Source organism: Streptomyces sp. NPDC020884 (assembly GCF_044333935.1).
Lineage (GTDB): Bacteria > Actinomycetota > Actinomycetes > Streptomycetales > Streptomycetaceae > Streptomyces.
The window spans coordinates 550,546-571,978 of sequence record NZ_JBIRRY010000002.1; the positions used below are offsets into that span (position 1 = coordinate 550,546).

General features: G+C 72.9%; 17 protein-coding genes. 10 read left to right on the forward strand and 7 right to left on the reverse strand.

The features are described 5' to 3' along the window. Nucleotides 1-43: 43 nt before the first annotated feature. From ACH4UK_RS09185 to ACH4UK_RS09205, 5 genes are all read left to right on the forward strand, one after another. Nucleotides 44-979, forward strand: a complete 936-nt coding sequence (locus ACH4UK_RS09185; RefSeq protein ID WP_398355395.1) for a diiron oxygenase — start codon at nucleotides 44-46, stop codon at nucleotides 977-979. Between the two features lie 35 nt (nucleotides 980-1,014). Then, nucleotides 1,015-1,794: a TetR/AcrR family transcriptional regulator gene (locus ACH4UK_RS09190; RefSeq protein WP_398355396.1), complete on the forward strand. Its 780-nt coding sequence runs from the start codon at nucleotides 1,015-1,017 to the stop codon at nucleotides 1,792-1,794. Between the two features lie 4 nt (nucleotides 1,795-1,798). Next, nucleotides 1,799-2,056: a hypothetical protein gene (locus ACH4UK_RS09195; protein ID WP_398355397.1), complete on the forward strand. Its 258-nt coding sequence runs from the start codon at nucleotides 1,799-1,801 to the stop codon at nucleotides 2,054-2,056. Between the two features lie 203 nt (nucleotides 2,057-2,259). Next, nucleotides 2,260-5,418, forward strand: coding sequence for a PQQ-binding-like beta-propeller repeat protein (locus tag ACH4UK_RS09200; protein WP_398355398.1), 3,159 nt, complete (start codon nucleotides 2,260-2,262; stop codon nucleotides 5,416-5,418). Between the two features lie 202 nt (nucleotides 5,419-5,620). Then, complete coding sequence (locus ACH4UK_RS09205; protein WP_398355399.1) at nucleotides 5,621-6,829, forward strand: NlpC/P60 family protein; 1,209 nt, start codon at nucleotides 5,621-5,623, stop codon at nucleotides 6,827-6,829. Between the two features lie 137 nt (nucleotides 6,830-6,966). On the opposite strand, the gene ACH4UK_RS09210 is transcribed toward ACH4UK_RS09205, so the two are convergent. From ACH4UK_RS09210 to ACH4UK_RS09230, 5 genes are read right to left on the reverse strand one after another with little or no spacing between them, the layout of a single operon-like run. After that, nucleotides 6,967-8,202, reverse strand: coding sequence for a styrene monooxygenase/indole monooxygenase family protein (locus ACH4UK_RS09210; RefSeq protein ID WP_398355400.1), 1,236 nt, complete (start codon nucleotides 8,200-8,202; stop codon nucleotides 6,967-6,969). Nucleotides 8,203-8,233: 31 nt separating this feature from the next. Continuing rightward, nucleotides 8,234-8,884, reverse strand: coding sequence for a GTP-binding protein (locus ACH4UK_RS09215; protein ID WP_398355401.1), 651 nt, complete (start codon nucleotides 8,882-8,884; stop codon nucleotides 8,234-8,236). After that, nucleotides 8,865-9,281: a DUF742 domain-containing protein gene (locus ACH4UK_RS09220; RefSeq protein WP_030079413.1), complete on the reverse strand. Its 417-nt coding sequence runs from the start codon at nucleotides 9,279-9,281 to the stop codon at nucleotides 8,865-8,867. The genes ACH4UK_RS09215 and ACH4UK_RS09220 overlap by 20 nt, the downstream gene beginning before the upstream one ends. Then, the gene (locus ACH4UK_RS09225) at nucleotides 9,278-9,769 is read right to left on the reverse strand and encodes a roadblock/LC7 domain-containing protein (RefSeq protein ID WP_398355402.1); all 492 of its coding nucleotides are present in this window, start codon (nucleotides 9,767-9,769) and stop codon (nucleotides 9,278-9,280) included. Before ACH4UK_RS09225 ends, ACH4UK_RS09220 begins: the two co-directional genes overlap by 4 nt. Continuing rightward, a complete protein-coding gene (locus ACH4UK_RS09230) occupies nucleotides 9,766-12,951 on the reverse strand; it encodes a nitrate- and nitrite sensing domain-containing protein (protein ID WP_398355710.1) in 3,186 nt (1,061 codons plus the stop codon). The genes ACH4UK_RS09225 and ACH4UK_RS09230 overlap by 4 nt, the downstream gene beginning before the upstream one ends. 363 nt (nucleotides 12,952-13,314) lie before the next feature. Here ACH4UK_RS09230 and ACH4UK_RS09235 point away from each other — a divergent pair, with 363 nt between their 5' ends. Beyond that, complete coding sequence (locus tag ACH4UK_RS09235) at nucleotides 13,315-14,109, forward strand: hypothetical protein (RefSeq protein ID WP_398355403.1); 795 nt, start codon at nucleotides 13,315-13,317, stop codon at nucleotides 14,107-14,109. 67 nt (nucleotides 14,110-14,176) lie between these two features. Here ACH4UK_RS09235 and ACH4UK_RS09240 read toward each other — a convergent pair whose 3' ends face one another. Next, nucleotides 14,177-14,659, reverse strand: a complete 483-nt coding sequence (locus ACH4UK_RS09240; protein ID WP_398355404.1) for a MarR family winged helix-turn-helix transcriptional regulator — start codon at nucleotides 14,657-14,659, stop codon at nucleotides 14,177-14,179. Between the two features lie 254 nt (nucleotides 14,660-14,913). On the opposite strand from ACH4UK_RS09240, the gene ACH4UK_RS09245 reads away from it, so the two are divergent. Further along, nucleotides 14,914-15,666 carry a polysaccharide deacetylase family protein gene (locus tag ACH4UK_RS09245; RefSeq protein WP_398355711.1) on the forward strand — a complete coding sequence of 251 codons (753 nt, stop codon included), beginning with the start codon at nucleotides 14,914-14,916 and terminating at the stop codon, nucleotides 15,664-15,666. 110 nt (nucleotides 15,667-15,776) lie between these two features. Here ACH4UK_RS09245 and lon read toward each other — a convergent pair whose 3' ends face one another. Beyond that, nucleotides 15,777-18,197, reverse strand: coding sequence for an endopeptidase La (gene lon / locus ACH4UK_RS09250; RefSeq protein ID WP_398355405.1), 2,421 nt, complete (start codon nucleotides 18,195-18,197; stop codon nucleotides 15,777-15,779). Between the two features lie 290 nt (nucleotides 18,198-18,487). Between lon and ACH4UK_RS09255 the strand changes: the two genes are divergently transcribed. The 3 genes from ACH4UK_RS09255 to ACH4UK_RS09265 all read left to right on the forward strand — a co-directional run bounded on the left by ACH4UK_RS09255 (nucleotide 18,488) and on the right by ACH4UK_RS09265 (nucleotide 21,233). Then, the gene (locus ACH4UK_RS09255; RefSeq protein ID WP_398355406.1) at nucleotides 18,488-19,189 is read left to right on the forward strand and encodes a spermidine synthase; all 702 of its coding nucleotides are present in this window, start codon (nucleotides 18,488-18,490) and stop codon (nucleotides 19,187-19,189) included. A gap of 233 nt (nucleotides 19,190-19,422) precedes the next feature. Then, entirely contained in the window at nucleotides 19,423-20,160 is a 738-nt protein-coding gene (locus ACH4UK_RS09260; protein ID WP_030079431.1) for a response regulator transcription factor, read from the forward strand. Beyond that, the gene (locus ACH4UK_RS09265) at nucleotides 20,157-21,233 is read left to right on the forward strand and encodes an ATP-binding protein (RefSeq protein WP_398355407.1); all 1,077 of its coding nucleotides are present in this window, start codon (nucleotides 20,157-20,159) and stop codon (nucleotides 21,231-21,233) included. The genes ACH4UK_RS09260 and ACH4UK_RS09265 overlap by 4 nt, the downstream gene beginning before the upstream one ends. Nucleotides 21,234-21,433: the final 200 nt, after the last annotated feature.

Consider the following 21,433-nt stretch of genomic DNA (forward strand, 5'->3'; position numbering starts at 1 on the left):
GTAACTCCCGTTTCCGGCAACCCCCGTGTGAGGTGCTCCCGCCATGACGACCGTCACCGCTCGCGACGCGACCGTGCTCCGAGACGCGCTCGGGCCGCTCCGCGACCGCGAGCAGATCGCCCTGCGGCTGCTCGAATCCTCGGCCAGGCACTCCTTCGACCCCGACACCGAACTCGACTGGGACGCGGCCGTCGAGGAGGGCAAGTGGTTCTGGCCGCCGGAGCTGCTCTCGCTGTACGGGACCCCGATGTGGGACCGCATGTCCGAGGAGCAGCGCCTCGACCTCTCCCGGCACGAGGCGGCGGCGCTGGCCTCGCTCGGCATCTGGTTCGAGATCATCCTGATGCAGCTGCTGGTCCGGCACATCTACGACAAGCCGGTGACCAGCAACCACGTCCGCTACGCGCTCACGGAGATCGCCGACGAGTGCCGGCACTCGATGATGTTCGGCCGCATGATCGACTGGGGCGGCGCCCCGACCTACCCGGTGCCGCGCGTCTACCACAACCTGGCGCGGATCCTGAAGACCGTCTCCACCACGCCCGGTTCGTTCGCCGCGACCCTGCTGGGCGAGGAGATCCTCGACTGGATGCAGCGCCTGACGTTCCCGGACGACCGGGTGCAGACCCTGGTGCGCGGGGTGACCCGGATCCATGTGATCGAGGAGGCCCGGCACGTCCGGTACGCCCGGGAGGAGCTGCGCCGCCAGATGGTGACCGCCCCGCGCTGGGAGCGCGAACTCACCAAGGTCAGCTGCGGCGACGCGGCCCGCGTCTTCGCCACCTGCTTCGTCAACCCGCAGGTGTACGAGAACATCGGGCTGGACCGCCGCGAGGCCGTCGCCCAGGTGAAGGCGAGCGGCCACCGCACCGAGGTCATGCAGTCCGGCGCGAAACGGCTCACCGACTTCTTCGACGACATCGGACTGCTGAACGGCGTCGGGCGCCGGCTGTGGCGGAGCTCGGGGCTGCTGGCCTGAGGGTGTACCGGCGGACACCCTCTAGTCTCGGTGGCATGACCTCCACCGCCGCAGCCCCGCCGCCGCCCCGTGCGACGTACCGCAGGCTCAGTGTCGAGGAGCGGCGCGCCCAGCTGCTGCTCGCCGCGCTCGGCCTCTTCGCCCACCGGGCGCCCGACGAGGTCTCGCTCGACGAGGTGGCGGTGGCGGCCGGGGTGTCCCGGCCACTCGTCTACCGCTACTTCCCGGGCGGGCGGCAGCAGTTGTACGAGGCCGCGCTCGGCTCGGCGGCCGACGAGCTGACCCTGTGCTTCGCCGAACCGCCGGTGGGCCCGCCCACCGAGCGGGTCGCCCGGGTCCTGAACCGCTATCTGCGCTTCGTCGACGAGCACGACACCGGGTTCAGCGCGCTGCTGCGGGGCGGCAGCGTCGTGGAGACCTCCCGTACGACGACGATCGTGGACGGGGTGCGACGGGCGGCGGCCGACGAGATCCTGCGCCACCTCGGGCGGTTCGGCGGGGCCGGGGAGCGGCCCGCCGGGCCGAGGCTGCGGATGATGGTCCGCAGCTGGATCGCGGCGGTCGAGGCGGCCTCGCTGATCTGGCTGGACGACGGGAAGCAGCCGGCCGCGGCCGAGCTGCGCGGCTGGCTGGTCGACCACCTGATCGCGCTGCTCGCCGCGACCGCCGCCACCGACCGGGAGACCGCGGCGGTGGTGAACGACCTGCTGGCCATGGAGCGGTCCGACGGCCCGGCCGGACTGCTCGCGGAACGGGTGATTCCGGTCGTCGCGGAGGCGGCGCACCTGCTGCCCCCGGCCGCTGCGTCAGACTGACCGGGTGAAGAGCGAGAACACTCCTTTCCGAGGCGGCCCCCTGGACGGCCGGGTCCTGCCGATCCTGCTGGGCCCGACCGGCCATCCGCCGAAGTGGTACGAAGTCCCCGTGCCGTCCCCCGACGGCGCCCCCGCCACGGTGTACGCCTACCGGCGGGTCCCCGCCGGCCACACCAAGCGGCTCGGGCTCCAGCGTGGCTGGGTGTACGAGTACGCGCCCGGGGGCCGCGAGCGGCGCACCCTCAAGTGGCCCTGGTCCTAGGGTCTGTCGTCAAACTCCCGTCGTCGCCCGAAGGGGTGTCTTGCCGGTCACGCCGGGCTGACCGGCAAGACGCCCCCCGGCCTCCGCACCGCGACTGAGCGGTGGGCCGGACCGCCGGTGCGGCGCAGGCCCTAAGATCGACGGTCAGGCGCCGAGGGACGGGTCATTCGGTCGCCGGAGGACGGTCACAAGGGGGGTGCGCCATGGAGGCGCTGCGTCAGGACGATCCACGCCACTTCGGCCGCTTCACCGCGCTGGCCCGTTTCCACGAAGGCGCGAGCGCCGTGCAGTACGTGGCCCGGGACACCGCATCGGGCGAGGTGGCCGTGGTCACCGCCGCGCGCCCCGAGCTCGCCGCCGTACCGGCCTTCGGCCGCCGTTTCCAGGCCGAGGCACGCACCGCCGAACGCCTCGCGGGCGGCTGGGTGACCCCGCCCCTGGACGCGGGCGACGAGCCGGACGCTCCCGTGGACGGGCCGGAACCGCTGTGGACGGCGGCGGGTTACGTCCCCGCGCTGCCGCTGGCCGAGGCGATCGGGATCGCCGGTCCGCTGCCCGAGCGGGCCCTGCGGATACTGGGCGCGGGCATCGCCGAAATCCTCTCCCGGGTGCACGCCGCCGGGTCCGTGCTCCAGGGGCTGGCCCCGGGCACGGTGCTGCTGGCCGTCGACGGCCCCCGCCTCACCGCGTTCGGCCCGCTGGGCGCCGCCGCGTCGGCCGAGGCCAGGCCGGGCGGCCAGCTCTCGGTGCGGCTGGGCTATCTGACACCCGAGCAGATCGAGGGCAAGGAGGTCTCCGCCGCCTCCGACCTGTTCGTGCTGGGTCTGCTGCTGGCGTACGCGGCGACCGGGACGACCCCGTTCACGGAAGGCCCGCCCGAGGAGGCCGCCCGCCGGATCGCCGAGGACGAACCCGAACTCGGCACCGTACCGGAGCCGTTGCGCGAGCTGATCGCGAGCTGCCTGGCGAAGGACCCGGCCCGCCGGCCCTCGGCCGGCACGGTCGCCGCCGAACTGGCCCTGGAAGGCGCGGCGGGCCTCGCCCGGGGCGGCTGGCTCCCCGAGGCACTCGCGGTGGCGGTCGCGGACCAGGAGGTACGGGTCCTGGCCCTGGAGGTGCCGCCGGAGGAGGAATCCGGGGTGGCCGATGGGGTGGAGGGGGCTGGTGCGGCTGACGAGGCCGCCTCGGCCGGTGAGACCGCTGCGGTCAGCGGGGCCGCCTCGGCCGGTGAGGCCGAGACGACGGACGGGGCAGGCGGGGCCGCTGCGGCCGACAAGGCGGCGGAGGCGGACAAGGCCGTTGCCGCCGGCCAGGCCGATGCCCTCGCCGCCCCCGAGGACGCCCGGCCGTCGGACGCGTCCGCCGCGCAGGTGGAAGCCTCCGCGACCCCGGGACCCGAAGACGCCCGGCCCGAAGACCCCCGCACCGTCCGGGAGCCGGAGGGCGCGGGCAGGGCCCCCGAAGACGCACGCCAGTCGGACGCACCCGCACCGCAGGTGAACGCCCCCGCGACCCCGGGACCCGAGGACGCCCGCCCGTCGAACGCACCCGCACCGCCCGTGAACGCCTCCACGACCCCGGCCCCCGAAGACGCCCGGCCCGAAGACCCCCGCACGGCCCAGGAGCCGGAGGGCGCACGCGGAGGGCCCGAGGACGCCCGGCCGTCGGACGCACCCGCACCGCAGGTGAACGCCCCCGCGCCGGTGCCCGCGGGCGACGGGGACACCGGGGAGGACCGGGGCACCACCCGGTTCCTCAACACCGGGCCGCGACCGCCGCGGAACGACCGCCCGACGACGCAGCTCGCCATCCCCCACGAACTCACCGCACCCCCGGGCGCCGCCCTCGCCCCGGCGGCGCACCCGATGCCGCCCGCGCTGCCCGCCGCGCCTCTCGCCCCCCGGCAGCCGAGCCACACGCACGGCGGGCCCGCTCCGTACCCGGCCGCCGCGCTGCCGTCCGGGCCCGCCGGGCCGGGGGGTCCCGGCGGCGGGCCGATGGTCTCCTTGCCGCTGCCTCCCGCGCCGGTACCGGCGCCCGACCCGGCCGCGAGCCGCCGGACCCTGCTGACCATCGCGGCGGCCGCCGTCGGCGGGCTGATCGTGGGCGGCGGTTCGGTCGCCGCGCTCGGGTCCGGCGACACCGCCGTGGCCACGGACGACAAGCCCGCGCCGAAGCCCCGCCGTACGCTCCCCGGACAGGCACCCGAGCCGCGCTGGATCTACGCGCACCCGGCCTCCGAGTCGTCCCCGCTCACCACCGCGGTGTGGCAGGACAGGCTGCTCGTGGTGACCAGCGAGAGCCAGGCCAGCGCCGTCGACCTGCGGACCGGCAAGCGGCTGTGGCAGCGCGCGGACGCGGCGAAGGGGCAGGCCGCGCTGGCGGCGGGCGGCGACCTGGTCTTCGTGGCGAGCCCGACGGAGTTCCTGTGGCTGTCGCCGAAGGACGGCGGCGTCGCGCACCGCGTGCGCTACACGGACGCCTTCGCCGACCTGCCGGGCCTCACCGCCGGGCGGCTGGCCGGGAGTTCCGGGCCGGTCATCTGGTTCACCGGGTCGCACTCGGTCACGGTGAAGGCGCCGAAGCCGAAGAAGGGGAAGAAGAAGGGCAAGGACAAGAAGGTCGTCCAGGCCTACTTCTTCGCGTACGACATCGTGCAGCGCAAGGAGCTGTGGCGGACCCCCGTGCCCGCGGGCCGCGCCCCCGGCACCCCCGCCTACCGGGTGGTCGCGGAGCGCTCCGCCGACGTCCTCGTTCGGCAGGACGCGGTCAGCCTGACGGCGGCCGAGGTCAAGGCGGCCAAGCGGAAGGGTTCGGTCCGCTCGTTCGACCAGAAGACCGGCAAGCTGCTGTGGACCAAGCAGTACGGCGCGGCCTCCCCCGAAGCGGCCACCGCGGGCGACGAGGACGGGACGCTGTACGCGGCGGTCGGCACCGACCTCCAGGCCTTCGAGACGGACACGTCGAAGCCGCTGTGGCGCGTCGAGGGCAGCGCCGGCTCGGTCTTCGGCACCCCGCTGGTCGCCGGGCCCCTGATCCACACCACCGAACGCAGCCGGCTGGTCGGCGCGGTGGAACGGGAGAGCGGCCGCCTCGTGTGGCGGCGCTCCACCGAGGTGCCGGGCATCGGGAACGCTCCGTCGCTCACGCTGAGCAGCAGCGAGAAGACCCTGATCGCCGCCGACGCCGTCCAGGTCACGGTGTTCTCGGCGGCCGACGGCGAGCGGCTGTGGAAGTTCCAGGACGTCGGGTCGGCCGACCCGAAGGGGGCCACGGTGAGCGCACCGTACCGGGCGCTCGCCGCCGGGAAGACCGTCATCGTCCAGCGGGACCGGGCCTTCTACGCCTTCCCGGTGGCCTGAGGACCGTCCGTCCGAGGACCGCCCGAGCCCCGGGCAGCCCCGCCCGCATCCACCACCACCACCACCGCCGTCCGGGGGATCCCCCGGACGGCGCGCCGCGCGGTGCTTGCATCACCCGACATCCAGTGACCGGATTATTCAGATTCGCCCATTTATGGACGAGCCTGTTGCCGGGCTACGTCTCCGTCCCGGAGGTGATGTCATGTCAGGCAGACTCCTGCGCGCGGCCTGCACGACCGCACTGGCCGCGGCGCTCACGGCCTCCCCCGCCACCGCCGCACCGGCCGAGCCGGGCCCCGTACCCTCCGGGGAAGCCGAGGGGACGGACGCGCCGGAGGTCGACGCCGAGACCGCTCTCGGCGCACCCGAGGCGCCCAGGAGCGTCGTCGCCCTGCTGCGCGATCTGCAGACCCGCTACCAGGCGGCGGAGGAGGCGAGCGAGACCTACAACGCCACGGCCGAGAAGCTGAAGCAGCGGACCGCGCAGGCGAAGAAGGTGAACGCCGACCTGGCGAAGGCGCGGTCCGCGCTGGAGCTCAGCCGCGGGGACGCGGGGCGGCTGGCCCGGGAGCAGTACCAGGGGCGTACCGAGTTCTCCGCCTACCTCCAACTGCTGCTCGCCCGCGACCCTCTGCGGGCCTTGGAACAGAGCCATGTCGTGGAGCGGCTGGCCGCGAACCGGGCGGCGACGGTGGACCGGCTGACGGACACCGCCCGGCGGGCCGACGCACTGGCCGCCGCCTCCCGCAAGGCGCTCGACCAGCAGAGGGAGCTGGCCGGCCGGCAGAAGAAGCAGCGCGACGCCGTGCACGGCAGGCTGAAGGAGGTCGAGGCGCTGCTCGCCACGCTCTCCGAGGAGCAGCTGGCCCAGCTGGCCGGCCTCGAACAGCAGGGTGTGGACGAGGCCCAGCGCGAACTGGTCGCCTCCGGAGCGCTCAGCTCCACCCGGCCGCCGACCCGGCAGGGCGGCGACGCCGTGGCGTACGCGGTCCGGCAGATCGGCAAGCCGTACGTGTGGGGGGCCGAGGGCCCCGCCTCCTTCGACTGCTCCGGGCTCACGTCCCGGGCCTGGTCGGCGGCGGGCCGGGCGATCCCGCGCACCTCGCAGGAACAGTGGAGGCGACTGCCCAAGGTGCCGGTCTCCGGGCTGCGCCCCGGGGACCTGGTGATCTACTTCCCGAAGGCGACCCATGTGGCGCTGTACATCGGCAACGGGCTGGTGGTGCAGGCGCCCCGTCCCGGCACGAAGGTCAAGGTCTCCCCGGTGGCGTCGAACCCGCTGCTGGGGGCCGTCCGTCCCGACCCCGGCGGCGCCCCGCTGTCCACGTACACGCTCCCGGAACTACCCGAAGGCGCACGCGAGGGCTCGGACACCGGGTACAGCACGGACACGGCGCCGGACACCCCTTAGACCGGACATCCCTCAGGCGCCAGGCATCCCTCGGCCCGGAGACCCCTCAGGCAGGGCATCCCTCAGACCGTTGCGGACAGACCTCGGCGGCCGGACCGGCGGTGCGGGTCCGGCCGCCGAAGCGGTGGGCGGGCCGGTCAGGCTCCGGAGACCGAGGCCAGATACGCGTTCGTCTTCTCCGGCTCGAAGAAGAAGTTGTCGAAGTCGGCCGGGTCGTTGAAGCCGTTGGCGAAGCGGTCCGCCACCGGCTGGAGCCCGCCGGCGGCGCCGATCAGGTTCAGCACGTGCTCCGGCGGGACGCCGAGCATCGCGTTGGTCCACTTCGTGACGTGCTGCGCGGTCTCCCAGTAGCGGTCGAACGTGGACTGCATCCACTCCGCGTCGAACGCCTTCTCACCGTGCTCGATGATCGAGTCCAGGTACGCGTTCGCGCACTTGGAGGCCGAGTTGGAGCCCTGGCCGGTGATCGGGTCGTTGGCCACGACGACGTCCGCGACGCCGAGGACCAGGCCGCCGCCGGGCAGCCGCCCGATCGGCTTGCGGACCGTGGGGGCGTAGCGGCCCGCGAGGGTGCCGTTGGCGTCCGTCAGCTCGACCTTGGTGGCGCGGGCGTACTCCCAGGGCGTGAACCGCTCCATGAGCTCCAGCGTCTTCGCGAGGTGCTCGGAGGGGTCCTTGATGCCCTGGAAGGCGTCCAGCGGTCCGCCCGGGATGCCCTCCCAGAAGAGGATGTCGGCGCGGCCGGAGGTGGTGAGCGTCGGCATCACGAACAGCTCGCCGACGCCCGGCACCAGGTTGCAGCGGACCGCGTCGAACTCCGGGTGCTCGGGGCGCGGGCCCATGCCGTGGACGTAGGCGACGGCCAGCGCCCGCTGCGGGGCGTCGAACGGCGAACGGTCCGCGTCCCGGCCGAACATGGAGACCAGCTCGCCCTTGCCGGCGGAGACCATCACCAGGTCGTAGGTGCGGGAGAAGTAGTCCAGGTCGGAGACGGCCGCCCCGTGGATGACGAGCTGGCCGCCGCGCTGGGCGAAGGTCTCCATCCAGCCGGCCATCTTCACCCGCTGGTCGACGGACTGGGCGTACCCGTCGAGCCTGCCGACCCAGTCGATGGCGCGGGAGGAGTCGGGGGCGGCGACGGAGACGCCGAGGCCTTCGATCTTCGGGGCCTGGGACTCCCAGAAGTTCAGCTGGTAGTCCCGCTCGTGCTGGAGCGCGGTGTGGAACATGCACTGCGTCGACATGACCCGGCCCGTGCGGATCTCGTCGGCGGTGCGGTTGGACATCAGGGTGACTTCGTAGCCTCTGGACTGCAGTCCCAGGGCCAGCTGGAGCCCGGACTGGCCGGCTCCGACTATGAGTATCTTCCGCATCGCGGCTCTCCGTTGTGTTGATCGAGGCGGTCTAGGCGGGGGTGGCGTCGAGCGCGTGGCCCACCAGGGCCAGGAGCGACTCGACGACCGTGATCCGGTGACGCGCGTCCATGATCACTATCGGTACGCGGGGCGGTACGGTCAGGGCCTCCCTGACGTCCTCCACCGCGTAACCGGGTGTTCCCTCGAAGTGGTTGACGGCCACGATGTACGGCAGTCCGCAGCTCTCGAAGTAGTCGAGCGCGGGGAAGCAGTCGGCGAGCCGGCGGGTGTCGGCGAGAACGACCGCGCCGATCGCGCCGCGCACCAGGTCGTCCCACATGAACCAGAAGCGCTGCTGGCCCGGTGTGCCGAAGACGTACAGGACGAGGTCGTCCTCCAGCGTCAGTCGGCCGAAGTCCATGGCCACGGTGGTGGTGGTCTTCTCGGGCGTCGCGGAGAGGTCGTCGGTCTCCTCGCCGGCCTGGGTCATCAGCGCTTCGGTCTGCAGCGGCGTGATCTCGGAGACCGAGCCGACGAACGTCGTCTTGCCGACGCCGAATCCGCCCGCCACCACGATCTTGGTGGCGGTGGGTGCGCGGGTGTGGTCGAGCTGCCAGGCCTGGAGTGCCTCCTCGGTCTGGTCCCGGGGCCCCGGCCGGCGCGGGGTGAAGAGCGGCGCCTCAGAGACGGCGGAGTCCATTGAGCACCCTTTCGAGCAGTGCGCGGTCGGGCTGGCCGGTGCCGTGCCCGGTGCCGTACACGCGGATCTTTCCCTGGTCGGCCAAGTCGCTGAGCAGCACCCGGACGACTCCGAGCGGCATCTTCAACAGGGCGGAGATCTCCGCGACCGTACGCATCCGGCGGCAGAGTTCGACGATGGCCTGAAGTTCCGGCATGACCCGCGAGGCGAGGTTGCCGTTGGTGAGTTCACGGCGTTCGTCGGGCGCTTCGAGGGCCGCGACGAACGTCTCGACGAGCAGGACGTGCCCGAACCGGGTGCGGCCGCCGGTGAGCGAGTACGGGCGGACCCGGGCGGGGCGCTTGTCGGCCCCGCGGACGGGGAGCCTGGGGGCGGGTTCGGCGGCGGCGGTCGTCACTGGGCGCTCTCCATCGATGTGCGCAGCTCGTTGCGGAGTTCGGGGGTGAGTACGTGTCCGGCCCGGCCGACGAAGAGGGCCATGTGGTACGCGACGACGCTCATGTCGCAGTCGGGGGTTGCGTGCACCCCGAGCAGGGAGCCGTCGCTGATCGACATGACGAAGACGCTGCCCTCCTCCATGGCGACCATCGTCTGTTTGACGCCGCCGCCGTCCATCAGCTTCGCGGCTCCGACGGTCAGCGAACCGATGCCGGAGACGATCGTGGCCAGGTCGGCGCTGGACCCCCGGGGGCCGTCCGTCGTCCCGGCCGGCGGTCCGGCCGCCTTCGCGGTCAGATGGCCGGGGTCGGAGGAGAGCAGCATCAGGCCGTCGGACGAGACGACGGTGACCGAGTGGACCCCTGGCACCTCCTCCACGAGATTACTCAGCAACCAGTGAAGGTTCCGGGCTTCGGTACTCAGCCCGAATGTGCTGGGCGCAGTCAACTGCGTGCCTCCTCGACTGTGTCCCCCGTCTCTTCGTTCCGGCCGTCCGCCCGGCCGCCGCTCCGGGCGGTCCGTGCGGTGCTTGCGTCCTGTGCGGAGCCTGTGGCGTGTGCGGTGGTGGTCTCGTGCCCGGTGCGGTCGGTGGGTACGCCCCCGGGGTCGGCGACGGCGACGCCTCCGGCCCCGGCGATCTCCGCCTCGACGTCGCGCCGGCCTTCCTTCGCCGCCTGGTGGAAGCTGCCGAGCCGGCGGCGCAGGGCGTCGCGGTCCAGGCTGCCGGTGCGCCCGGTGGCGGGGGCGGCGTCGGTGTCGGGCTGGACCACCTTGGGGGTGCGCTTCGGCAGCCCCTTGTCGGTGATCCGCTCGGCCTCGGGCCTGCGGGGGCCGGGGACGGTGTCGGCGGCCGCCTCGGCGTGGGGTGCGGGGCGGAACGCGGGGCCGTCCGGATCCTGGTCCGCCGGGCCGGTCTCGGCCGGGCGCTCGTGGCGGTCGGGACCGATGGCGTACGGGTCGGTGGCGGGGGTCTCCACGGCCGCCGGGGCGGCGGGGGCCACCGGGTCGGCCGGCGGCTCCGGCAGCCGGACCTGCATCGTGATCTCGGACTCGGACTCGGGCTCGGGCTCGGGCTCGGGCTCGGCGTCCGGCTCGGCGTCCGAACCGGCGTGCGTCCCGGCTTCCGGCTCGGCTTCGGGGACCGGCTGCCGCTCGTCCTGCGCCTGCTCCTGCGCCTGCGGCGGTACGGCGGTGGCTTGCGGGTCCTCGTCGACCGCGGCGGCCTCGACCGGGGCGTCCTCGGCGGCGGCGTTCTCGCGGATCGTCCGCTCGGCGGCGGCGATCATGGGGTCGACGGCGGGCAGGGGCTCGGCGGCTGTCCCGGGGGCGCTCTCGTCGAAGCCGCTCTCGTCCGGGGCGTCCGGGGCGGCCTCGGCGGGCCTGCCGGGCCCGGGAATCGTCGGCGGGAGCGGTGAACGGCTCGGCAGCGCGTTGGAGTTGGCCTCCGCCACGGAGCCGGGCAGGTTGAGCGTGGGCGCGTCGCCCGGCAGTTGGACGGCGGGCGGCGAGGCGGCGGGCAGGGACTTGGGCAGCAGGGCCTGCGGCAGGACGACGACGGCCGTCACACCACTCCCCTTCTGCTCGCGCAGCTGGACCCGCACTCCGTGCCGGGCGGCCAGCAACGACGTGACCTGGAGGCCGAGCCCGGCCCCGGTCATGTCGATGTGCCGCTCCCCCGGCTCGAACGAGGCCGGGTCGGCCAGCCTGGCATTGAGTTCGCCCATCCGGACCGTCGACATGCCGATGCCCGCGTCCGACACCGAGAGCATCACCTCGCCGCTTTCCAGGAGCCAGCCGGACAGCTCGACATGGGAGTCGGGCGGCGAGAAGGAGGTCGCGTTCTCCAGGAGTTCGGCGAGGAGATGGCTCAGGTCGTCGGCGGCGAACCCGGCGATCTGGGCGTGCGGCGGCAGGGACTGGATGGTGACCCGCTCGTACCGCTCGATCTCGCTGACGGCGGCGCGCGCCACGTCGACCAGCGGGATCGGCCCGGCGTGCCCGTGGCCGTGCTCGGCGCCGGCGAGGACGAGCATGTTCTCGCTGTGGCGGCGCATGACCGTGGCCATGTGGTCCAGCTTGAACAGGGTGGCCAGGCGCTCCGGGTCCTGTTCGCGCTCCTCCAGGCCCTCGATGACGCCGAGCTGCCGCTCGACCAGTCCGAGGGTGCGCAGCGAGAGGTTGACGAAGGTGTGGTTGACCGTGTTCCGCAGCTGTTCCAGCTGGGTGGTCAGCTCGGTGGCCTGCGTCTGGAGTTCGGTCCGCTGGGCGACGAGGGCCTCCCGGCCCGCGATCAGCTTGGACCGTTCGCCGGTGAGGCCCTCGACGCGTCCGGTGACGTCCCGGTGCAGGGTGGTGAGCCGGCCGTGCAGGGCGTTCATCGACCGGACGACCTGGGCGAACTCGTCGTTGCGGCCGGTGTAGCGGACCGCTTCGGCGCTCTCGGGGTCCTCGGCGAGGCGCGCGGCGCCGATGCGCAGGACGGCGAGCGGCTGGGTGAGGGTGCGGGCGACGGCGGTGGAGATGCCGACGGCGAGCAGGAAGCAGCCGCCGAGCAGGGCGATGCTCAGTTCGAGGGCGGTGACGTCGTCGTCGCGGAGGCCCTCCAGGTGCTGGACCTGGCCGGTGGTCAGGGCCGACTCGACGCTGCGCATCCGGTCGACGCGGGCGGAGAGCACGGCCTCCAGCTTCTTGGGGCTGACCCTGCGCTCCGCTGCCGAGAGCTCGGGGCGGTCGGTGAGGCGGGTGAGGTACTTCTCCGCGTCGTTGACCTCGGGTCCGGTGACGGTGGCGGAGAGCTTGTCGCGGGCTTCCGGGTCCGCCGCCTGGTCGAAGTCGGCGAGGGCGGCCAGCTCCCGGACGCGGGCCTGCTGGGCGGCGGCGCTCAGCTCGTCGCGTTCGCGGTCGGCCCGGGTGCCGCCCTCGTCCTGGGTCTGCACGGGCAGCCCGGTGAGGGGGTCGGTCTGCGGAGCCGTCGGTTCGGGGCTCGGCACGGCGAGCGCGGCGAGGAGGAGCCCGCGGGTGGCGGAGGCCTGTTCGGACGCGCCGCCGAGGGTGAGCGGGGCCCGGGTGGCGTCGGCGGCGCGCGGCGGGGTCTTCTCCGCCAGCTCGGCGGCGATGCCGTGCAGCTTGGCGATGATGTCGGAGTACGCCTGGTGCGCCTCCAGGGCCGAGCCCTTGCCGGTCAGCGCATCGCGGCGCAGCGAGGGGACCGTCGAGAGGTCCCGGCGCAGGGCCGCGGAGGCCGCCTCGTGGATCTCGTCGATCTGCTGGTCGACGCGGGTGGTGCGGGCGGTGCGGTTCTTCGCGCCGTCGTCGTCGGCCTTCTCGTCCCGGCCGTCGGCGATGAACGCGGTGATGGCGTCCCGCTCATCGGCGAGGGAGTGCCCGAGGGTGACCGCCTGCTGGTTCAGCTCGGCGAGGGTGACCAGCCGCTGGGACTCGGTGAGATCGGCGGAGGCCCCGAGCACGGCGGGGGCGCCCGCCGCCAGGACGATGACGCCGACCACCGCGACACCGGCGACCAGTCGGCTGCGCACCCGCACGGTCCGCTTCTCCGCACCGGGCGCCGGAGGCGTCGCCCCGGAACCGTCGCGCGTCGTGCCCTTGCTCCGCGGCCGCTTCTTCTGCACCGGTGCTCGCAATCTTGACTCGTCCACCCTTGAAGCAGAGGTGACGCACGGTCACATGGAAGGGCGCCCCGCTCCTGGTACGGCTTCCGACCATTCCAGCGCTTTTGAGAGGGGGGCACGCATCAACCGCTCCGCCACTCGAAGGAGTGAACATCACTCTGGAGTTGGCGAACAAGTCTCCCCCGGGGCGCTCCTGACCATGCGTGGACCGTGGGGTGGAAGTTCCGGTCCGCCTTTGGCAGGATGCCCGCCCGCACGCGGTTCGGAGCCGGCCCTTCCGCCCGGAGTGCCGCGCTGACCTGCTGGTACAGGCCATGTCCGGTCGCGTGCTGGGGCGGTGAAGGGCTCGTGCAGACTGGCGGCATGCGCATCGAACTCGCCACCGCGCCCGGCAGTCCCGAACGCCCCAACGAGGACTGGGCCTCCGCAGCCCTTCCCGCGTCCGGCCAGGGCGGCGTGCTGGTCCTGCTCGACGGCGTCACACCGCCGCCGGGGGACGACGGTTGTGTGCACTCGGTCCCGTGGTTCACCGCACGGCTGGGCGGCGCACTGGTGGAACTGTCCGGTTCCCGCCCCGATCTGACACTGGCCGGGATTCTCGCCGCGGCCATCTCCCGTACAGCCGACGCCCATCGGGTCACCTGTGACCTTTCTCACGTACGTACGCCTCAGGCGACCGTGGTCCTGGCACGGTGGGACGAACGCACGGTCGAGCACCTGGTGCTCTCCGACTCGGCGCTGTTGCTGGAGTCCGCCGACGGCTCGGTCCGGGCGGTCCTCGACGACCGGCTGGACCGGCTGCCGCCGGGCTCGCTCGCCTCGCACGAGATCGCCGATTCCACGGTGCGCAACCGGGAGGGCGGCTTCTTCACGGCCGCCGCCGACCCGTCGGTGGCGGCGCGCGCGGTGACGGGCAGCACCCCGGTGGCCGGCGTCCGGGCCCTGGCCGCCCTCACGGACGGGGCGACCCGCTGGAACGAGGTGTTCGGCGCGGGCGACTGGGCGGGTGCGCTGGGGCTGCTGCGGAAGGCGGGGCCACAGGGGCTGATCGACCGGGTGCGGGAGCTGGAGGACGCGGACCTTGCGGCCGGAGGCGTACGACTGCGGCGCGGCAAGCCGCACGACGACGCCACCGCGCTCCTGGTGGAGCTGGGCTGAGCGCGGCGGCGGCGCGGCGGCTCACGGGCGGCCCGACCGCGCCGTCGCGGCTCCCGGCGGCCGCGGCTCAGCTCTCGGCGCGGGCGTTCAGCTGGTGCAGCAGCCGGGCCAGCTCGGCGACCTCGGCCCGGTCCCAGTCGGCCAGCTTGCGCACGTAGCGCCCGCGGCGGGCGTCCCGGACGCTGCGGAAGCGGGCCAGGCCGTCGTCGGTGAGATGGACGAGCCAGGCGCGCCCGTCGGCCGGGTCGGGTTCGCGGGCCACCAGCCCGAGGTTCTCCAGGGAGTGCAGCTGACGGCTCATGGTGGCCTTGCCGACGCCGAAGTAGGCGGCCAGCTCGGTGGCCCGCTGCCGGCCCGCCGCCTCCAGGCGGACGAGCAGCCCGTAGGCGGCGGGCTCCAGCTCGGGGTGGACCTCCCGCGCCATCTCGCCCGAGCTGGCGCGCGCCCGGCGCAGGAACACGGCCAACTCCCGCTCCAGTGCCAGAAATTCGTGGTCGACGCCACGGTCGTCCGGAGCGCCGGGCTCCGGCTCGCTGTCGTTCCCGCGCACGTCAGTACCCCTCGTACGGTTTCCTGCCGATGAAAGTCTCTTCCGCGACCGGTCGACGCCGCAGCTCGGCCAGTATTTCGCAGGAGTGGACCGACGTCGGCAGCCCGGCGACCGCACCCCGGGTCGCGGGGCGGGTTCTCGCGGTTCGAGGCTCCACTATGCACTCGATGTATACATGCTGTGTATAGTCCTCGACGTACCGCACACCTGTGCGGATTTCCCGCACAGAGGAGTGATGTGTCGTGCCCGGAAAGATGCCGTTGGCAGGGGCGGGGTTGGCCGCGGCGCTGGTGACGGCGCTCACATTGCTGGTGAGCGGCTGCTCGATGGACACGACGGCCCCGGGCTCGGCGCGCGGGGAGGCGGCCGGCGACGCCAAGGGCACGTTCGGGCCGGTGGACTGCCGCAAGGCCAAGTGCATCGCCCTGACCTTCGACGCCGGTCCGGGCAAGGACACCCCGAAGCTGCTGGACATCCTCAAAAAGAAGAAGGTGCACGCCACCTTCTTCCTGCTGGGCAAGCACCACGTGATCAAGCACCCCGGGACGGTGCGGCGCATCGAGGACGAGGGCCACGAGGTCGCCAACCACACCTGGACGCACGAGATCCTGACCGACCGGAAGCCGGACGAGATACGCGGCGAGCTGGAGAAGACGCAGCTGGCCATCGAGAAGATCACCGGCAAGAAGCCCCGGCTGATGCGCCCGCCGCAGGGCCGCACCGACGACACGGTCTCGGAGATCAGCAAGGACCTGGGACTCTCCCAGGTGCTGTGGAGCGCCACCGCCAAGGACTACTCGACGAACGACTCGGCGCTGATCCAGAAGCGGATCCTGGACCAGGCGGGCAAGGACGGCATCATCCTGCTGCACGACATCTACCCGGGCACCGTGCCCGCCGTGCCCGGGATCATCGACGCGCTCCGGAAGGACGGCTACACCTTCGTGACCGTCCCCGAGCTGATGGCCCCCGCCGAGCCGGAGCCGGGCACGATCTACCGCCCCTGAGCACCTGAACCGGGAACCGGGAACGCGGAACGGCCCGCCCCCGTCGACTCGGGAAGCGGGCCGTCCGTACCGGCCGCGCACCGGATGCCGCGCCCGTCACAGCGTGGCGCTCAGGCCGCGGCCGGGATCCTCCCCCCGGCCCTGGCCGAAGCCGGGCTGAGGGCGATCTCCAGCACCTGGCGGACGTCCGTGACCGGGTGGACGTCCAGCTTCTCCAGCACCTCGGCCGGGACGTCGTCCAGGTCGGCCTCGTTGCGCTGGGGGATCACGACGGTGGTGATGCCCGCGCGGTGGGCGGCCAGCAGCTTCTGCTTGAGGCCCCCGATCGGCAGCACCCGTCCGGTCAGCGACACCTCACCGGTCATCGCCACATCCGTACGGACGAGGCGTCCGGAGAGCAGCGAGGCCAGGGCGGTCGTCAGGGTGATGCCGGCGCTCGGGCCGTCCTTGGGGACCGCGCCCGCCGGGAAGTGGATGTGCACGCCCCGGTCCTTGAGGTCGGCGACCGGCAGCTCCAGCTCCGCGCCGTGCGACCGCAGGAAGCTCAGCGCGATCTGCGCCGACTCCTTCATGACGTCCCCGAGCTGACCGGTCAGGGTCAGTCCGGAGGCCCCGGTCTCCGGGTCGGCGAGCGACGCCTCGACGAAGAGGACGTCACCGCCCGCCCCGGTCACCGCGAGCCCGGTGGCCACGCCCGGCACCGCCGTGCGGCGCTCGGCCGGATCCTGGGCGGACTCGGGCACGTGGTGCGGACGGCCGATGAGGCCGCGCAGGTCCGCGTCGGTCACCGTGGACGGCAGCTCGCGGTCGCCCAGTTCGTGCTGGGCCGCGATCTTGCGGAGCAGCCGGGCGACGGCCCGCTCCAGATTCCGTACGCCCGCCTCCCGGGTGTACTCGCCGGCCAGCTTGCGCAGCGCCGACTCCTCCAGGGCCACCTCGTCCTTCTCCAGGCCGGCCCGCTCCAGCTGGCGCGGGAGCAGGTGGTCCCGGGCGATGACGACCTTCTCGTCCTCGGTGTAGCCGTCGAGGCGGACCAGCTCCATGCGGTCGAGCAGGGCCTCCGGGATGGCTTCGAGCACATTGGCGGTGGCGAGGAAGACGACGTCGCTGAGGTCGAGCTCGACCTCCAGGTAGTGGTCGCGGAAGGTGTGGTTCTGGGCCGGGTCGAGGACTTCGAGGAGGGCGGCGGCCGGGTCGCCCCGGAAGTCGGAGCCGACCTTGTCGATCTCGTCGAGCAGGACGACCGGGTTCATCGAACCGGCCTCCTTGATGGCCCGCACGATGCGTCCGGGCAGCGCGCCGACGTAGGTGCGCCGGTGGCCGCGGATCTCCGCCTCGTCCCGGACGCCGCCGAGCGCGACCCGGACGAACTTGCGGCCCATGGCGTGCGCGACGGACTCGCCGAGCGAGGTCTTGCCGACGCCGGGCGGGCCGACGAGGGCGAGCACCGCACCGCCGCGGCGACCGCCGACGACGCCCAGGCCCCGGTCGGCACGGCGCTTGCGCACCGCGAGGTATTCGGTGATGCGTTCCTTCACGTCGGCGAGGCCGGCGTGCTCGGCGTCCAGGACCTCCTGGGCGCCGCGGATGTCGTAGGCGTCCTCGGTGCGCTCGGTCCAGGGCAGTTCGAGGACGGTGTCCAGCCAGGTGCGGATCCAGGAGCCCTCGGGCGACTGGTCGCTGGAGCGCTCCAGCTTCTCGACCTCCTTGAGCGCGGCCTCACGGACGTGCTCTGGCAGGTCGGCGGCCTCGACGCGGGCCCGGTAGTCGTCGGACTCGCCCTCGGGGTCGCCGTTGAGCTCGGAGAGCTCCTTGCGCACGGCGTCCAGCTGGCGGCGCAGCAGGAACTCGCGCTGCTGCTTGTCGACGCCGTCCTGGACGTCCTTGGCGATGGACTCGGCGACGTCCTGTTCGGCGAGGTGCTCGCTCAGCCACTGGATGGCGAGCTTCAGCCGGGCGATCGGGTCCACGGTCTCCAGGAGCCGGACCTTCTGGGCGGTGGTGAGGAAGGGCGAGTATCCGGAGTTGTCGGCGAGCGCGGAGACGCCCTCGATCTGCTGGACCCGGTCCACGACCTGCCAGGCGCCGCGCTTCTTCAGCCAGCTGGTGGCGAGCGCCTTGTACTCCTTGACGAGCTCGGCGGCGGATCCGGGCAGCGGGTCGGGGACGACGGAGTCGAGCACGGTCCCCTCGACCCAGAGCGCCCGGCCGGGCCCGCTGGTCCCGGCGCCGATGCGGACCCGGTCGCGGGCCCGGATGAGGGCGCCCGGGTCGCCGTCCGACAGGCGTCCGACCTGCTCGACGGTGCCGAGGACACCGGTCCCCGTGTAGGTCCCGTCGATCCGCGGGACCAGCAGCACCTCGGGCTTGCCGCCCCCGGGGTCGGCGGCGGCCTGCGCGGCCTCGACGGCGGCGCGCACCTCGGCGTCGGACAGGTCCAGCGGCACCACCATGCCGGGCAGGACGACCTCGTCGTCGAGCGGCAGCACAGGCAGGTCGATCGGTGTGAACGCCTGGGACTCGTTAGTCATGATCTCCCCTTCGGCAGGCAAGTTGAGCTATGTGGGCTCAATGCTCCTGAGCCGCCGAATGTTCCCCCAGTGCTGTTCGCTCTGAGCGATCAGGTGGCCCCACCCTCTGCGGACCGGCCGTCCCGCCCGCCCGGCCGGTGCGGGACCTCTGTGTACGGGAGCGCTGCGGGGCGGACCGTTGTTCCCACCTCCGGCGCGGGAAACATGCTGGCCTTCGTCCCGGGCGGCGGACAGGATGGGCGGGCACCGACCGCTACCACCGGAGACCGGAGAGCCACATCATGTCCGCGATGTCCGTCCCTGCCCCGCTGCCGACGCGTCTGCCCGACGCCCCCGTCGTGCTGGACCGCCGCGAGGGCCCCTTCGGCGAGGTCGTGCTGCGGGAGCGCGGGGAACACTTCGAGATCATCGCCAACGGCTGCTTCCTGATGGACACCTCCGACGGGCGCTCCGAACGGCTGCTGATCGACGCCGCGCTGGCCGCCCTGCCCGCCGGGCGGTCCGGCCCCTCGGTGCTGATCGGCGGTCTGGGCGTCGGGTTCTCCCTGCTGCGGGCCGCCGAGGAGAGACGCTGGGGCCGGATCGTGGTGGTGGAGCGGGAGCAGGCGATCGTGGACTGGCACCTGACCGGGCCGCTGGAGCGGATCTCCGGGCCGGCGCTGGCGGACCCCCGGACCGGGATCCTCCGTGCGGACCTGGTCGCCCACCTCCGTACGGCCACGGAGCGTTACGACGCCCTGTGCCTGGACATCGACAACGGGCCCGACTGGACCGTCACGGAAGGCAACGAAAGCCTCTACTCCCCCGCCGGTCTGGCGTCCTGCCGCGACCGGCTGACCCCGGGCGGAGTGCTCGCCGTCTGGTCGGCGCAGCCGTCGCCGGCCTTCGAACAGGCGTTGCGGAATGCCGGGTTCAGCGGGGTTAGGACCGAAGAGGTGGCCGTTGCCCGAGGTGTGCCCGACGTGGTCCATCTCGCACTGAGGGCGGTCTGAACCCCCTCCCGGTATGCACGGCCCGGCAGTGGCACGGGCCAACCGGCACAAGGGCGACCATCCGGCCGCCCGACCGGCCCGAACTCGCACCGACGGGACAACACCCTGCGTAGCCGGGAGCCCTCCGCTGCCTTTACGCTGCTGACCGGCACACAGGATCACCCACGAAATCCACGAGCGAAGACCGTGCCTCCGGGGGAATGGCTCCCGCGAGAACGGGCAGGGGCGGGGCGATGGAACAGACACACACCACCCACAACGGCGTCGCGGCCACCCCGGGGGCTCAGCGCCGGGTGCTGGTGGTCGAGGACGACGCCACGATCGTCGACGCCATTTCCGCCCGACTGCGGGCGGAGGGCTTCCTGGTGCAGACCGCGCTGGACGGCCCCGCGGCCGTGGACGCGGCCGAGGCCTGGCAGCCCGACCTGATGGTCCTCGACATCATGCTTCCCGGCTTCGACGGCCTGGAGGTCTGCCGCCGGGTGCAGGCGCAGCGCCCGGTGCCGGTGCTGATGCTCACCGCACGCGACGACGAGACCGACATGCTGGTCGGGCTCGGGGTCGGCGCGGACGACTACATGACCAAGCCGTTCTCGATGCGGGAACTGGCCGCCCGGGTGCACGTCCTGCTGCGCCGGGTGGAGCGGGCCGCGCTGGCCGCCGTCACCCCGCGCAGCGGAATCCTGCGTCTGGGTGAGCTGGAGATCGACCACGCGCAGCGCCGGGTCCGGGTGCGCGCCGAGGACGTCCATCTCACGCCGACCGAGTTCGACCTGCTGGTCTGCCTCGCCAACACCCCGCGCGCGGTGCTCTCCCGGGAGCAGTTGCTGGCCGAGGTGTGGGACTGGGCGGACGCCTCGGGCACCCGCACGGTCGACAGCCACATCAAGGCGCTGCGCCGGAAGATCGGCGCGGAGCGCATCCGTACCGTGCACGGCGTGGGCTATGCCCTGGAGACTCCCGCGCCATGAGCCGGCCAGGGTCCGGACTGCGGCCCTTCTCGATCAAGGCCAAGCTCGGCACGCTCGTCGTGGTCTCGGTGTTCATCACCACGGGACTGCTGATCGTCGCGTTGCGCACCCGTACGGAGTTCCGCTTCATCACGGTGTTCTCGGTGATCGCCACGCTGCTGATCACCCAGTTCGTGGCGCACGGTCTGACCGCGCCGCTGGACGAGATGAGAGCGGTGGCCCGGTCCATCTCGCACGGCGACTACACCCGCCGGGTGAGCGGCGCCGGGCGGCGGGACGAACTGGGCGATCTGGCGCAGACGATCAACCGCATGGCGGACGATCTGGAGGCGGAGGACCGGCATCGAAAAGAGCTGGTCGCCAATGTCAGCCATGAGCTGCGCACCCCCATCGCGGCGCTGAGAGCCGTGCTGGAGAACGTGGTGGACGGGGTGTCCGCCGCCGATCCCGAGACGATGCGTACGGCCCTGAAGCAGACGGAGCGGCTCGGCCGGCTGGTCGAGACGCTGCTGGACCTGTCGCGGCTGAACAACGGGGTGGTGACGCTCAAGGCACGCCGTTTCGAGGTGTGGCCGTATCTGTCGGGCGTACTGAAAGAGGCCAATCTCGCCGCCTCCCAGCGCCGTCTGTCCTCGGGTTCGGGCAATCACTCCCGTACGGACGTCCATCTCCATCTGGACGTCTCACCGCCGGAGCTCACCGCGCACGCGGATGCCGAGCGGCTGCACCAGGTGGTCGCCAACCTCATCGACAACGCGGTCAAGCACAGCCCGCCGCACGGCCGGGTGACGGTGCTCGCGCGGCGCGGGGCCTATCCCGAGTCGCTGGAGCTGGAGGTCATCGACGAGGGGCCCGGCATCCCGGAGGCGGAACGCCACCGGGTGTTCGAGCGCTTCAACCGGGGCCAGGCGCCGTCCCCGCACGGTCCGGGCAGCGACGGCGGTACGGGACTGGGGCTGGCCATCGCCCGTTGGGCGGTCGATCTGCACGGCGGCCGGATCGGGGTGGCCGAATCCGCACGGGGCTGCCGCATCCAGGTCACCCTCCCGGGAATCTCACGGCCGCGCGGTTGACGACGCCGTTGACATAGGGTCGAACCGGAAGAGCACGTTCATCCGTGTCCTGCCAGAAGGGGATCTCAAAGGGATACGGTCGCGAGACCGTACCCGCGGTCCTGCGTACCCGAAGTGCAGTGGAACCTCGCTTGTTTCCCGCCATTTCCTGCGCCGAAACCCGCCTTCCGATGTGATGTGCACGACGAAGCACCGGCCCG